The organism is Stieleria neptunia (assembly GCF_007754155.1).
GTDB lineage: Bacteria > Planctomycetota > Planctomycetia > Pirellulales > Pirellulaceae > Stieleria > Stieleria neptunia.
In genome coordinates this window covers 890,882-905,071 of record NZ_CP037423.1, presented here as the reverse complement: position 1 = coordinate 905,071, position 14,190 = coordinate 890,882, and the positions used below count along the sequence as shown (strand labels likewise).

Below are 14,190 nucleotides of genomic sequence, written 5' to 3'. Positions count from 1 at the left end.
AGCCGAAATGCCGCGTTTACTCACGAAGCTCCGTTAGATAACTCTGCATGCCGCTGATGACGGCGCCCGAGTCGGATCCGTAGGCGAGTAGCCGGAACCCCTGTTCTTTGTGCTGTCGGACGAGTCCGTCCTTGGTCAGGATTCCCGCCGATTTGCCTTGCCGCTGACAACATTCGACGACGTGCTGCAACGCCTGGGTGACACTGGGGTGGCCGAAGTCGGCCGGATGTCCCAGGTTGACCGAAAGATCCAGCGGGCCGACGAACAACACGTCCACCCCTTCGACCGCCGCGATCTCCTCGGCCGCTTCGACGGCTTCGGGCGTTTCGATTTGAACGATGGCAAGACTCTTATCGTTTGCCTCGTCAAAGTACGGCTTCCAGTTTCGACCGTAGTCGGTCGCACGGATCACACCGGCCACGCCACGGCGGCCCAAGGGCGGGTACTTCATGCAGCGGACCGCCCGGCGAGCTTCATCGACCGAACTGACGTAGGGGAACATGATCCCGGCGGCGCCGCTGTCCATCACAAATTTGACGGTGTCGGGGTCGACCGAACGAAGCCGCACGACCGGCGCGGCATCGCCGCCGCGACAGGCCAGGAGCATCCCACGCAGGTCCGCCAGCGAACCAGAGCCGTGTTCAAGATCGATCAACAGCCAATCAAAGCCGACGTCGGCGACAATCTCGACGGCCGTCGCGGAACCCAAATTCAGAAACGTGCCGGCAAGTGTTTCACGCCGCAATCGTTGTTTGTCGATCCAGTGCATCTTCATACTGGTTTGCTCGCCGAAATCAATGATCCTGGTGCCGATTCGCATCATACCGCAATCGCGGACCCGGCGCTGCTGATCCGATGCGACGTTCGCATCGATGACAACATCTCTCATTGCCACGACGGGTGATCTCATTCAGACGCCCGGCCAACCGAGGTAGAATGCAAGAGCCAGCAAGCGGATTCCCCACCAATAGGATCAACCATGATGCGAAATGATATTCCCCTTCGTCAGTGGCGTGCAAATGCTGTGCGTCCGCGGTCGGATTGGCCAGCGACATTCGTCGTGCTGCTGCTGGTTGTCGTTGCCGGTTCGATCGGCAGGGGCAGATCATGCAACGCGGCGGAGACACCCCCGAACATCGTCCTGGTCTTCATCGACGACATGGGCTGGGGAGATTTTTCGAGCTTTGGCAACGATGACGCGGTGACTCCGAACATCGACCGGCTCGCGGCCGAGGGGATTCGATTTGAGCAGTTTTATGTCAACTCGCCGATCTGTTCTCCGTCGCGAGTGGCGATTTCGACCGGGCAGTATCCGCAGCGTTGGCGGATCACGTCGTACCTGAACAACCGCAAAAGCAACCAAGAGCGCGGCATGGCGCAGTGGCTGGATCCCAAAGCTCCGATGCTGGCTCGATCACTGAGCCAAGCGGGATACGCGACCGGCCATTTCGGAAAATGGCACATGGGCGGCCAGCGAGACGTCAACGATGCGCCGCCGATTACCGACTATGGTTTTGATGCGTCGCTGACCAATTTTGAAGGCATGGGACCGAAACTGCTTCCGTTGACGTTGAAACCCGGCGACAAGCAGCCGGGGCGAATCTGGGATCGTGCCGAAAGCCTGGGCGAAGGGTATCGATGGATGCTTCGGTCGGAGATCACGTCGGGCTTCGTGGATGCAGCGGTCTCGTTCATCGACCAAGCCGCGGCGGCAGAAAAACCGTTCTACATCAATCTGTGGCCCGACGACGTCCACTCGCCGTATTGGCCACCGGTGGAAACCTGGGGCGACGGTTCGATGCGGCGTCTGTACCTGTCCGTACTCGAATCCATGGACAAGCAATTCGGAGCGTTGTTCGATCGCATTCGCAACGACGAGTCTTTACGAAACAACACGCTGATCCTGATTTGTTCCGACAACGGGCCACAACCGGGTGCCGGGGAAGCCGGGCCATTTCGAGGTTACAAGACGCATCTGTACGAAGGCGGCGTGCGGTCGCCGTTAGTCGCTTGGGGGCCAAAGATCCTGAAGAAGCAGAACCACGTGGACAGCACCTCGGTGTTCGCCGCGATCGATCTGGTTCCGACGCTGTTGGAATTGACCGGCACGCCGCGACCGGAGGGCGTCAATTTCGACGGCGAAGCACTCGTCGGCACGCTGCTTGGCGAAGGCGGTTCGCGGGCCGCGCCGATCTTCTTCCGCCGGCCGCCCGATCGCGACACGTTTTATGGCGAAGACGACTTGCCGGATCTGGCCGTTCGATCGGGCAAGTGGAAATTGCTGTGCGAATATGACGGCTCGGATCCGCAACTGTACAACCTGGAAACCGATCGCTCGGAGAAGAGCAACGTTGCGTCACAGCACACGGAGGTCGTGGCAACGTTGACGGAAAAGCTGATCCGGTGGCACGAGTCGATGCCCGCAGACAACGGCGCCACGTATCGGAACAAACCGAAACGCCCCAAAAGGTGATCTCGAGACACCGCCCGACAGAGCTCGGCGGCGACGGTACTGTTGAGGGCTTTCCCTTCAATCAACAAAGCGAAGCAACGAGCGGAATAGAGGTATTGGATCTTTTGAAGTGGGAGAGGCTTCCAGGCTCGTCATTTCAGCATCGACAGGCTGGAAGCCTATCCCACTTACTTTGCGTGCGTTGCTTCGTTGCCTGTCCCTATTGTGGGTATTGGTGCTGCATCTTAGTAGGGAACGCCCTGGATCGGAACGCGATCTGGACGTTACATCCGGAGCAACCGGAACGGCAGCGGTTCGGACCACCCTCGTGATTGCATCCGGCCCGTCCTGCGCGAGATTCACTGTCCCATGTTTGCAGCGCAAGGGTGCGCCGGAGCGTGTCTGACGTCGGCCCGGATGATTCGTGGGGTGACGGAGAGTTGTGGCAAGAGTCGTGAGAGAGGCCGGGTTCAACGAAGTGAATGATCCAACCATTCAGTATCCAATCCATCAACCGTCCAGCAGCGTTGATCCCTGGCACGCCTCAGAGCAATCGGAATCGGAGTCGCAATCAGACGGTTGGAAAGGGCGGGTGATTGGCGAGTACGAAATTCAACGTTTGATTGGCCAAGGTGCGTACGGGCATGTCTACCACGCCATGCATCGATGGCTGAAGCTGCCGGTCGCGATCAAGGTTCTGCAGCACGTCGACACGAATGATCGACAGTCGCTGGATCGGTTTCAACGAGAGGCGCAAATCGCAGCGCGGCTCCGCCATCCCAATCTGGTGAGATGTACCGACGGTGGCATTGTCGGGGAAAAGACGTTTCTGGTCACCGATTTCGTTGACGGAGTCGACTTGAGAACCCTCGTGCGACGGCTTGGCCCTCTCACGGTGGCGGAGGCCAGTGAGATCATCCGCCAGACTGCCGTTGCGCTGCAATTCATTGTCGACAACCACACCATCCATCGCGACATCAAGCCGGCGAACATCATGCTGGACAGCACTGGAAACGTGCGCGTGTTGGACCTGGGGCTGGCACGATGTGCGATCACCGGAGAAACACTCACCGAAACCGGTCAGATCATGGGGACGCTCGATTACATAGCGCCCGAACAGGCCGTCGATTCTCGTCATGTTGACTTTCGAGCCGACCTCTACAGCCTTGGGTGCACGTTCTATTTCCTCTTGACCGGCCAAGCGCCTTTCTCGAGCTCTGAGAACTCATCGCTGGCGTCAAAGATCTTGGCTCATCTGGAGTCGGATCCGCCGCCGATCAAACAGTTTCGTCGCGATGTGCCTCGACCACTGATCGCCCTGATTAACCAGATGCTCGACAAGTCGCCCGAGCTTCGGCCTGATTCATTTCGGTCTGTATGCGGTGCGCTTGCGCCGTATGCTCAACGCGACAATCTTGAGGGACTGTTGACCAGGACGGGCGATCACGCAAATCGAACCGGTCGCCAGGCACCCAAACGCGTTTCGAGGTGGGCGGAACAGATGGTGGAAGGCATCACCGCGGCGGTGATCACACTGCTGCGGTTCACATTGGTCGTTCTCGGATTCCTTGATCGCAAGTCGCGTCGTACCGGTCAAAAACCGAGCTATCATTTCAGTTTTCGATGGCTCAAGTCTGCCATGGCATTGGGTGCTTTGGGTTTCGTGATCTGGTTCTCGGGGATCGAAATCGTTCCCGCCGAAAGCTTCACAGGATCACTGTTTGAGACCCGAACGAATGAACCCTCGTCGATCAAGCATTCGCCTTTCACGCCCGTGCAGTCACCGACGCATGGCCAACCTCCGACTGGCGAGGCGTTACCGCAGACACACCGACCGCCCCACTTGCAGCCGCCCCACTTGCAGCCGCCGGCACATCCGCGCCAGCCACACGGCCCCGTGCCTCCGCGGCCTCCCGCACCATCCCAAGGCGTGCAATACAACGAGTATCAATGATCAGCGATAGACCGAAGGACGCCGAGACACTGCAAAGCAGACCTGCCGAGGGCAGGGGCCTCAACCGACCAATCAAGATTGCCTTGGTTTTGTCGCCGTTTCTGCTCTATGTCGCGACGTTGTTGATCTGGGGTTTCAGCGGCGTCACCGAGTTTGTCGGTCAACTGGACGATGAGTTGGGCGTGTTGATTCATGCGGTGCCGGTGATCTGGGTGCTGTTCACGCCACTGTTCCTGGTTCCCGGTGCGTTCGCGCGACCGAAGAAGCCGATCGTCGATCACTATCAGGCAGAATTGGCAGATCGGCATTCACCAGGCGAAGTCTCGATGGCGACCGGGGCGCACAATTCGCGGAGGTTTGACGTTCGTGGTGTCGACGAACGTGTCGTGTTGACGGGGATGATGACGGCGACGTACATCCCCGCAACCATCAGGCTCGATGCCGGTGACGACCATTATGAAGTCGCTTGGGACCGAGTGTCGGAATCCGATTCATTCTTCTCAGCAGACCGCTATGGAGTGGAGCTTCGCGTTTATCGTCGCGACGCCAACACAGACCGCGACGACGGCTTGTTGATGCAATACGCTCGCTCGTCGTCTCATAGCGATCCACACCTGATCACGTTCCCCGACGCAGCGGATTTGTGGCTGAAGCCGAACCCGCCGTGCGCCTTCCCGAAACGATACGACATGGTCGTGGACGACGACGTCATCGGCCAGATCGTGATGCCGGGCAAGTTCTTGTTCTGTGGAGTGATGGTCGCGACCAGTCATTATCGCTCCAACGTGCGAGCCCTCTTGGCGGCACTGTGTTACCAGATGATGCGGAACTAGGTTTCCGTCAACTCTTAGAACTTAGGGCGAGACCGGACGGCTCGCGGGCTGTCGATTTAGTCGGAATCTGCTGAGTCAATGATGAGCCGCTGGCCGTAAGGCCTCGGGCAACGTCGCAGTGCCCGGCCGCTTACGCGTCGCGGCTCACAAAACCGACAGCCCGCTCGCGCCGTTCCGCTACGATTTTAGCGGTAGCGTGAAAGCCCTGCGGTCGGAGCGAGCCTGAGGTTCAATCGAGACGGAACCGTACGGGGCTGAAACGAATGGCCGTTTGTCGAACGGCAAAGCATGCGGGCTTCCCCACCGATGAATACGGCAAAAACGTTTTACAGTCAGATCGATTCGGTGAACACTCGGATCTCTTCCTGGTCGCTACCGTGTGCTTGCCAGAAATCCGCCAGCGGCACGTCGGGTGCGAGTTCCCAACTGTCAAACAGGTACAGTGGGTCTCCGGACGCATGATCAATGGCGCGGAAACGCGCGACCATCTGGCCATTGCCCAGGTCTTCCCAAAAAAAGGGCCAAATCGTGTGGTTCAGCTTGTAGCTCCACGTGTGCCACTTGATTCCGTGAGCGACGAAACTGGATGGCGAGGGTTTGATATTGGCTTTGAGTGTCGTCCATTCGTGCGTGAGTGTGCTCCAGTATTCAATGTCGACGTTCGCGTCGGCGGTAAGCACGGCCCCGTTGAAATGAATCGGCTCGATGATTGAATCGACATGGTGCTCGGTCAGGGGGCTGTACATACAGCCGCTCAGTCCCGATAGCAGCGCGACGACGAACACACCGCAAAGGGCTTTGCAGCGCGTGATCGTAAGCGTCGACTTTGCTCCCGCCCGATGTGAGTTGTGTGGATGAAGAATCTGTCTGGGATTGAACGTGCTGGACATTGCATTGCCTTTTCGAATGCGAGGAATTTGACGGGGACGGTTCGTCACCGTTTCACCATCACGTACGAAGGGCATTACAAACCGTCGCTCAGCTCCACTGTTGGTCATCGGACTGGTCGGCCGTCTCAGCGGCCGGGGAGAGATTCTTCAATCGTGACGATACCTATGCCTGCGACGAACGGCGCTACCTAGGCGGAGCGTCGTTTGGGACGTGGGGTGTCGCCCAATGCGTCCGGATCGGCGTGGCGGATCGCGGGCTGCGTCGGCTGGGTCTTGGCCAGCAGGTTGCGTTCGCGGAGGTTGCTGCGGACGGTTTCCAACAGCGCGAGCTGAAGTTGCCGGGCGTCGTGTCGGTCTTCGGTCCAAACGTGCAACTCATAACGCTGCGTTTTCTTGGCGATGCAGACCAACGTGACTTGGGGACCCGGCGACTGCAACACAAACCGTTCCGCCGAGGCCCATTCACCGAGCATGCGTCCGATGTCGATCGGCCGTTCTTCGCGCCGCACGTTGACTTCGATCGCGACGGTGGTCAGCTTCCCCGCGCCGCGCCAATTGGTGACTTCGTCGCTGAGAAACTTTCGGTTCGGGATCTGGAGTTCACGTCCGTCGTCATCGGCAAGGATCGTCGTCCGCAACGTTTGGCTGGCAATCCGTCCGGTCAATCGTCCGACCGTCACGCGGTCGCCGACGTTGACCGGTCGCGCGAACAGCACAACCAGACCGCCCAACACGTTTCGCACGATGTCTTGCAGCCCGAAACCGACTCCGATCGTGATGCCGACCATCAACCATTGAATCGTCACCCAGCGGACTCCGATCAGACGACAGGCGACGAAGCAACCGATCGCGAATAGCACGCATCGCCCCAGCACCAAGATCAAATGCTCCATGCCTTCGTCATAATCGACACGCTGCAGCACCAGGGCGTCGAACAAATTCGGCAACAGACGCGAAACATGAATCGCGACGAACAGGATCGCCGCGGCCCACATCACACTGAGCAGCGTGACCGGAGTGGATTGCAACACGGAATGGGCGACCGTTTGTCCCTGGCCGTCACCGGCGTAGCTGGTCACGGTGTCTTGGACCGTCCACAGAACCGGATTTGCCAGACTCATGTTGGGAATCACGTCCACCCACAGGGCGACGAAGCAAGAGATCAACGCGACGCCGGCAACGCACTGTCCCAGGAACCCGATTTGATGCTTCAACACCACGTGGGTTTCATTCACTTCCTCGTCGATTTCCGGTTCCTCGATCAATCCGTAGTCGTCATATCGGGGTTCGACTTTGGGCTGCGTCAAGTTGCGCCAAATCTGCTGGAACCCGAGCTGGCCGATTTTCCAGACCACGCCCGCCGTCATGATGAAGATCGCCGACCAGGTTGCACGTTTGATCAATTCACTGGCGGTGTAGCCGTAACCGAGCGTGGACAGGATGCCCATCAGGACAGGAAAGCTCAAGGCGATCGCGTACCAAAGGTGTCCAAAACCGGTCGCCAATCGGCCACCAAACGCTTCGATCGCCGGACAAAGAAAACCTTTGCCAGGCCGCAATGCGAAATGAGCCAATCCGGCCACCACCAGCATCATGGTCAAAAAGCCAAACCGTCCCAATGAGTCTCGCCAGATGCCATGGTCGATTTGTCCGAGCATGGTGATCGCAAACGTCCCGGGCACCAACATCAATCCGGCGATCGACCAATCCTTGAACGCTTCGGCGCGGGTCGTGAATGTCTGTGATAAATGTTTGTCGACCATTCCGAACGGCCGCAACAACTGCCGCGGCAATTCGACCAACAACGCAATCAGACTGGCGGCGAAGAACCCGCTGGCGACTTGCAAGATCAATTCAGAAACGATGCCCTGATTCAGCCACCACGCAATCGCGTAGCCTTGCAGCGGCACCACGACGGCGACTCCCAGGGTCAATGCACCGGCGGCGACCACGCGGGTCTTGCCGGCTGTTCGCATTTTCGCCCGACTGCCGATCGCCACCAACCAGCTTTTCAGCCGCCAGCGGAGAACGAACAACAGTGCGATGAATGCCAACAACAAGATTCCCGACATCTGGTCATCGGAGAGTTTGCGTTTCAGGTCACGCCCCAGTTGACGGGTATGGCGAAATTCGAACAGTGCCGCGATCCCAGCCTTGGCATCGGCGAAGTCTCGAATTCCGACCGGATCACCGCTGCGAATCCACGTCGCGTGGCGATTGATCAACTTGCGAAACTCGGCGGTCGTGGCGCTGGTGGCCGATGCGGTCGAATCGAGTCGATCCAGGTCATGATGGTACTGGCGATAGGACTGCTTCAGCTGGGCGACCAATCGGGATCGTTGATTCAGCAGGTCGAACACTTGCTGTCGCAACAGCGGCGTCGCTGGCTGGCCACTCGCCTCACCGGATTCGGCCAGCATCTGATCGGCTTGCTGTTGCAGTTGCCCTTCGCCGCCGGGGATCAATTCCAACTCCAAGGCTTCCTGTTGAGTCCGCTGCAGTTCCGCCCGCGCGAAATGGTTTTCGTTGTCTTGCGTCTGCCAGGAATCCAATTGCTCCTTGCGATGTCGCAGCAGCAGCCCGATGGTGGGCGTCAATCCGTACTCGGCCAGTTTCCCGCTGACGGATCGATAATCGGATTGGATGTCGAGCAGCTTTCGATCGGCCGCTTCGAGTCGCTGTTGCAGATCGCGAACGGACAAACCGAGTTGCGAGAGCTGTTCGGCAAGGTCGGCATTCTGGCTGGCGATCGTGGCCAGGACCGGTGCGGAACGCTCGACCAGGTCACGATTCCACTGTGCGATCTGGGCGGCGACTTCGGGGGAAATCGCTTCGCCGGGCTGATCGCCGACGGCGATGTTCTGGAGCGGAATGCCGCCCGAACTTGTTTTGCCAGCATTGACCGGGACCTGCAGCAGCGGCCGCGTCGACGGTGGCCACCGAAAGTCGTTTTGGGCGGTTGCGCATGCCGCCCCGATTGTCAGCGCGATCAGGCACGCGGAACAGAAAAGCGGACAACGGGCGAGACACAGACCGGACATTGTGAATCCAAGGGGATTGCGAAGTTTGCCAAGTCTGTAGATACGGGCCGAGCCGATCGCGAGTCAAGATTCATGTTTCACGTCAATCGCGCGCGTAGATTTTCAGATCGTCGACGACCACGTTTCGATGCACGGCCAGCCGGAGTAATCGCTTGGTGGGGTGGGCGATGCCTGGCGAGGAGAACGAACCGACTTGCTTGCCATCGATCGACACGCTCAAGGTGTCGCCGTTGACAGTCGCCACGGCGGTGTACCAGGTTCCTGTTTCGAGCTTGTGGGGAAACTTCTTCGATTTCGTCTTCAACTCGGCTTGGCGAGCGGGCGTGAGCGTGTTGGCCTTGCGAGCCTCGCGCGTTTTCAGGTCCATCACGCCGGTTTTCAGGTCGGCCAGTTCCGTTTGTTTGACACCGACGACGACTTTGAACAGATGCCCCGCCCAGACCTCTTTGCACTGCAAGTCGGCAAAGTTCAGTCCGAGCGTGTCTTTTTCGTGCTCCAGCATGAACTTCACTTCGACCGATCCGTTTCGAAACTCGGCCGGATGGGTGACGGAGACACCGTGGTCGGCATCCTTGTGCAGATAGATGTACATCGCCCCGTTGCGGAGATCGACTTGCTTGTTGCCGCCGGCGCGTCGCTCGCTGTTGGTCCCCCAGCCGTTGCCGACTTCGTCTTTCAATTCCTGAGACTCGTTGCGTTGAAAGTCATCCGCAAAAATCAGGGTCCCCCGGTCGCCGGCGTGGAGCGCCGGTGCGACCGAGCATGCTGAAAGAAGGAGCGTGCAAGCGGCAATCGTCTGTGTTTTCATCACGAAGTCCCTGTTGTTTTCGCGTCGAGTGGGTTTAGCAAAGCGTCCAACATCGTAAGCCGAACGCGTCGTCGGTCCTAGTCTGACCAGCCGACAGCTGTTTGTGGGAAAAATTTGGCGGGACGCGCTCGGCACGGTATGATGGTCGCCCCTCGCCCAGCCCCCGCGTTTCGTTTGCCGCGGCAATCGCTCCCACCTCCAAACCTTCGCCCACCTTGAACCCCATCGGGTAACGCTTTGAAGTATTCTCCCCCTGAGTTCCCCGAGGTTTTAGCGGTAGGGCGCAAGCCCTCCGGTTCTTTCGCTTTGTCAACATACCGGAGGGCTCGCGCCCTACCGCTAACAAAAACACCCCGCTCGGATCAAAGTAAGTGGCATCGGGCTCGCGGCCTGCCGCTAAAACATGATCGTCGAGAAATTTCAATGGATAGTCGGAGTCTGGAACGGATGGTGAAACATCAAAAAATGTGTTGGGGCGTTGTCTGCTGCCTCGCGGTCAGTGTGCTCGGTGTTGCCGCCCGCGTGGGCGCTCAGGATGCGGAGGTCCGGACCGTTCGTGTGCTGACGATCGGGAACAGTTTTGCTCAAAATGCCTGCCGGTATCTCGAACAGATCGCCGAATCAGACGGCTCGTGTCGCATCGTGATCGGGACGGCAAACATCGGCGGCTGCACTTTACAAAAGCATGCGGATCTGGCCGCCAAATCCGCAACGGATCCGGACGAGAAGCCTTACAGAGGTGCAGACGGAAAACGGTACAGCTTGCAAGCCTATCTGGCAGCCGATGCGTGGGATTTCGTGACGCTGCAGCAGATGAGCGCGCTCAGCTACAAGCCCGAGACGTACCATCCCTACATCGAACAATTGGTGGCGGTCGTCAACGAGCACGCGCCCAAGGCAGAGATCTTGATCCACCAGACCTGGGCGTACCGCCCCGATTCGCCGTTGCTGAAATCCGATGGTTTGACGCAGCAGCAAATGTACGAGCGTTTGGCAGCGGCCTATGACAGCGTCGCAGATCAGTTCGACAGCCGAATCATGCCCGTCGGGACCGCGTTTCAAATGGCTCGAGACACCACGGGCCGCGAGGTGTTGGTCCACGATCCTGATTACAATTATGACAACCCGGTGTATCCGAGCTTGCCGAAACAGACGAACTCACTGGTCACCGGCTGGCATTGGCGGACGAGCGGCCCGAACAAGCAGCTCCGACTCGATTTCAAGCATGGGAACACGAAAGGGTGTTTCTTGGCCGGTTTAGTTTGGTACGAGGTGCTGACCGGAAACGACGCGACCGCAACAACCTATCGGCCCAAGGGTGTGACGGAACAGGATGCCGATTTCCTTCGCCGTGCGGCTCACCAAGCGGTCGCGAGTCGGACTGCGGAGAAGGTGCGATGACGTCGCCGCTCGCTGTCAGGGAGTGCTGTAAGGCAGTTGTTAGCGGTAGGGCGCGAGCCCTCCGGTCTTTTACGGTGTTTTTGAAGCGCAACCGGACGGCTCGCGGGCTGTCGATTTTGTGCGCCGCGACGCGTAAGCGGCCGGGCACTACGACGCTGCCCGAGGCCTTACGGCCAGCGGCTCACCATTGACTCAGCAGATCCCGACTAAAACGACAGCCCGCTCGCGCCGTTCCGCTAACCCATTAGAGCTAAAGTAGATGGCATTGGGCTTGCGCCCTGCCGCCAACGCCTCGTAAAACGCAGGAATTACGTAGGCTGCCAGGGAGGGTGACTTAAGATGTTTTGTTTCATGTTCCCAGTTTGAGATTGATCGATGCGGGGTTTGCCGATTCTCGTTTGTTGCTGTTGGTTTGCGTCGCCGTGGGGTGTCGGGCAAGAACCCGTCGGTGCGGAGGGCATGACGTTTCGGTTCATCGACGGAGGGCGTTTCGTGCAGGGCATGGACGGCGGCGAACGCGCGTTGCAGCAAGCGTTTCCACTCTCCACGACGGGGCAAAGCTACGGGAACGCCGAAGGCCCCGCGCACGTGACGTGGCTGACCAAGCCCTACCAGATCGCCGAGACGGAAGTCACCGTCGGGCAATTCCGACGATTCGTCGAGGCCACCGGCTATCAGACCACGGCCGAACGCGGTTTAACCGAAATGGTTGGTTGGCAACCGACGCCGGAGGACAAGCCGCTGTATCAGTCCCATGATTTTGTGCGAGACACGAAATTCAGTTGGAAGAATCCGGGGTTTGAGCAGACCGATGACCATCCCGTCGTCGGGGTCAGTTTGACCGATGCCAAGGCGTATTGTCAGTGGTTGAGTCAACGCGATGGCGTCCGCTATCGATTGCCGACCGAAGCGGAATGGGAATTCGCCTGTCGCGCCGGCACAACGTCGTGGTTCTCGTTCGGAGATACGGCTCAAGGGGTCTCGCACCGGCACGCCAACCTGGGTCATGTCGAGCTGGAAAACCATCGCAAGCATGCCGCGGAGCGACAATGGTTGCTCGACTGGGACAATGATTCCGGCGACGGCTATCTCTTTACGGCACCCGTGGGCAGCTACACGCGCAACCCGTGGGGCATCGCCGACATGCACGGCAACGTCTGGGAATGGTGTGAAGACCTTTGGCTCGACACGGTCTACAAAGACTATGAACGGCCGCGATACGACCAGCCCGGTGGCGTCGCCGTGGACCCCGTCAATCGAGATCGACCGCAAACCACCACCAATGACTTTCACGTCATCCGCGGTGGTTGTTGGTACAACGGTGATTTGGCCTGTCGATCCTCGGCGCGAGTGCCTTGGGATGCCGACGACGCGTCCTGTTACGTCGGATTCCGCATCGTCCAAGCTGCTGATCCGGATCAGTCGACGGCAGCCCGGGAAGCATACGAAGCGGAACAAGCAGCGATCGCTGCGATCGAAGCGGCCGGCGGAAAACGTTATGCGTCACGCGGTTTGGATATCGAAGTTCGGCTTGAGGGAGCAAACGTCGATGAATCCGTGTTCCAAGGCTTGGCGAAGTTGCCGGATCTGCAGCGACTTCGTCTCGGATGGCGGGGGCGCGATGCCAAACTCTCTCAGCAGGGACTCGATGCGATTGCGAAGTTGAACCAGTTACAGGTATTGGAATTCAACAGCGGACTCGGGATCGCAGCTCTCGACCTGTCCGTGTTGACGCGGATGAACGAGCTGCAGGTGCTGCGTTTTCCACGCGATGCGCCGTTGAACGATGGGCATCTGGCGGCGCTTGCCGAATTCACGTCGCTCAGGGAGTTTCAATGCTTTGGCACCGCCGGAGGGTTGACCGACGAGGGGCTCGGCCGGTTGGGCCGCAACCAAGATCTGGAAACCTTGCTGGCTTGGGAGAATGAAGCGACCGGGGCGTATTTGAAACACTTGCAAGGCTGTCCGCTGAGCACGCTGGCCAGTACCGCACCGTATGGAAACGCTGGCACGATGGACGACGAGGGCGCGGCGAACCTATCATCGTTTCCAGGCCTTCGCTCGCTCACACTCGATGGCCAATCACAGCTCAGTGGCGCCTCGATGAAGCGGATCGCAGCACTGGACGAGCTGCGGCGATTGAGTCTGCAACGTTGCAGCGGCATCGCCGACGCCGAAATGTTTCCGCTGTCGAAACTGCAGCAACTGCGAGACATCAACTTGATGGGCAGTTCGGCGGGTGATGTCGCTGCCAAAGCCCTGGGGATGATTCCGCGTCTGGAATCGGTGCGTATGGGCAACGATGCATCCGGACCGACTGACGTGCTGACCGATGCCGGCGCCGCCGAGCTGTCCAACGCGTTTTCCATTCGGGATCTGGATCTGATGTCAAACGGGTTGACCGATCGAGGGCTGAAGTCGCTCGGTCGCATCAATCGATTGACACGTTTGACGATCACGTCGAATCAAGTCACCGGGTCGGGATTGGGACCGTTGACGCAGTTGCCCGACTTGCGAGATCTTTCCCTGCAGACACCGGGGCTGGAGGACGTCGCGTTTGAGTACTTGGCGGCTGCGAAAAGCGTTGAAAAATTGCGGCTTGCCCATCGTGGCATACGACCTCCGGCGGCACTGACCAACGACGGCATGATGAAGATCCGGGGCGCCACCTGGCTGAAAGAATTGTGGTTGCCCCGCAACGACACCGGAATCACCGAAACCAAGATCAACGAACTCAACGAGCTGTTACCCAAAACCAACGTCATCCCCTACACCGTCACCTGGAACTAACGTGGCGTAAGCTTCCAGCTT

9 protein-coding genes are annotated in these 14,190 nt (G+C 58.9%); 5 read left to right on the top strand and 4 right to left on the bottom strand.

All coding sequences use genetic code 11. The features are described 5' to 3' along the window. Window positions 1–16 precede the first annotated feature (16 nt). Window positions 17–889 carry an HpcH/HpaI aldolase family protein gene (locus Enr13x_RS03140; RefSeq protein ID WP_197455745.1) on the bottom strand — a complete coding sequence of 291 codons (873 nt, stop codon included), beginning with the start codon at window positions 887–889 and terminating at the stop codon, window positions 17–19. 90 nt (window positions 890–979) lie between these two features. On the opposite strand from Enr13x_RS03140, the gene Enr13x_RS03135 reads away from it, so the two are divergent. The 3 genes from Enr13x_RS03135 to Enr13x_RS03125 all read left to right on the top strand — a co-directional run bounded on the left by Enr13x_RS03135 (window position 980) and on the right by Enr13x_RS03125 (window position 5,239). Continuing rightward, a complete protein-coding gene (locus tag Enr13x_RS03135; RefSeq protein WP_145384649.1) occupies window positions 980–2,473 on the top strand; it encodes a sulfatase family protein in 1,494 nt (497 codons plus the stop codon). Between the two features lie 457 nt (window positions 2,474–2,930). Further along, window positions 2,931–4,406, top strand: coding sequence for a serine/threonine protein kinase (locus Enr13x_RS03130; protein ID WP_197455744.1), 1,476 nt, complete (start codon window positions 2,931–2,933; stop codon window positions 4,404–4,406). 83 nt (window positions 4,407–4,489) lie between these two features. After that, window positions 4,490–5,239 carry a hypothetical protein gene (locus Enr13x_RS03125; RefSeq protein WP_145384647.1) on the top strand — a complete coding sequence of 250 codons (750 nt, stop codon included), beginning with the start codon at window positions 4,490–4,492 and terminating at the stop codon, window positions 5,237–5,239. A 332-nt stretch (window positions 5,240–5,571) separates the two neighbouring features. On the opposite strand, the gene Enr13x_RS03120 is transcribed toward Enr13x_RS03125, so the two are convergent. The 3 genes from Enr13x_RS03120 to Enr13x_RS03110 all read right to left on the bottom strand — a co-directional run bounded on the left by Enr13x_RS03120 (window position 5,572) and on the right by Enr13x_RS03110 (window position 9,978). Next, window positions 5,572–6,129: a hypothetical protein gene (locus Enr13x_RS03120; protein WP_145384646.1), complete on the bottom strand. Its 558-nt coding sequence runs from the start codon at window positions 6,127–6,129 to the stop codon at window positions 5,572–5,574. A 188-nt stretch (window positions 6,130–6,317) separates the two neighbouring features. Further along, on the bottom strand, window positions 6,318–9,170 hold the full coding sequence (locus Enr13x_RS03115) for a mechanosensitive ion channel domain-containing protein (RefSeq protein ID WP_145384645.1): 2,853 nt from the start codon (window positions 9,168–9,170) through the stop codon (window positions 6,318–6,320). A gap of 82 nt (window positions 9,171–9,252) precedes the next feature. Further along, window positions 9,253–9,978 (bottom strand): LamG domain-containing protein, encoded by a 726-nt coding sequence (locus Enr13x_RS03110; RefSeq protein ID WP_231744063.1) that lies wholly within the window; start codon window positions 9,976–9,978, stop codon window positions 9,253–9,255. Between the two features lie 423 nt (window positions 9,979–10,401). Here Enr13x_RS03110 and Enr13x_RS03105 point away from each other — a divergent pair, with 423 nt between their 5' ends. Both Enr13x_RS03105 and Enr13x_RS03100 read left to right on the top strand, forming a co-directional pair. Further along, on the top strand, window positions 10,402–11,379 hold the full coding sequence (locus tag Enr13x_RS03105) for a DUF4886 domain-containing protein (protein WP_145384644.1): 978 nt from the start codon (window positions 10,402–10,404) through the stop codon (window positions 11,377–11,379). Between the two features lie 384 nt (window positions 11,380–11,763). Then, on the top strand, window positions 11,764–14,169 hold the full coding sequence (locus Enr13x_RS03100) for an SUMF1/EgtB/PvdO family nonheme iron enzyme (RefSeq protein ID WP_197455743.1): 2,406 nt from the start codon (window positions 11,764–11,766) through the stop codon (window positions 14,167–14,169). The last annotated feature ends 21 nt before the right edge of the window (window positions 14,170–14,190 follow it).

Bases quoted from the DNA above. Each gene is read 5' to 3' on its own strand.
- Enr13x_RS03140 (WP_197455745.1), bottom strand. From the start codon at position 889: ATGAGAGATGTTGTCATCGATGCGAACGTCGCATCGGATCAGCAGCGC.
- Enr13x_RS03135 (WP_145384649.1), top strand. From the start codon at position 980: ATGATGCGAAATGATATTCCCCTTCGTCAGTGGCGTGCAAATGCTGTG.
- Enr13x_RS03120 (WP_145384646.1), bottom strand. From the start codon at position 6,129: ATGTCCAGCACGTTCAATCCCAGACAGATTCTTCATCCACACAACTCA.
- Enr13x_RS03115 (WP_145384645.1), bottom strand. From the start codon at position 9,170: ATGTCCGGTCTGTGTCTCGCCCGTTGTCCGCTTTTCTGTTCCGCGTGC.
- Enr13x_RS03110 (WP_231744063.1), bottom strand. From the start codon at position 9,978: ATGAAAACACAGACGATTGCCGCTTGCACGCTCCTTCTTTCAGCATGC.
- Enr13x_RS03105 (WP_145384644.1), top strand. From the start codon at position 10,402: ATGGATAGTCGGAGTCTGGAACGGATGGTGAAACATCAAAAAATGTGT.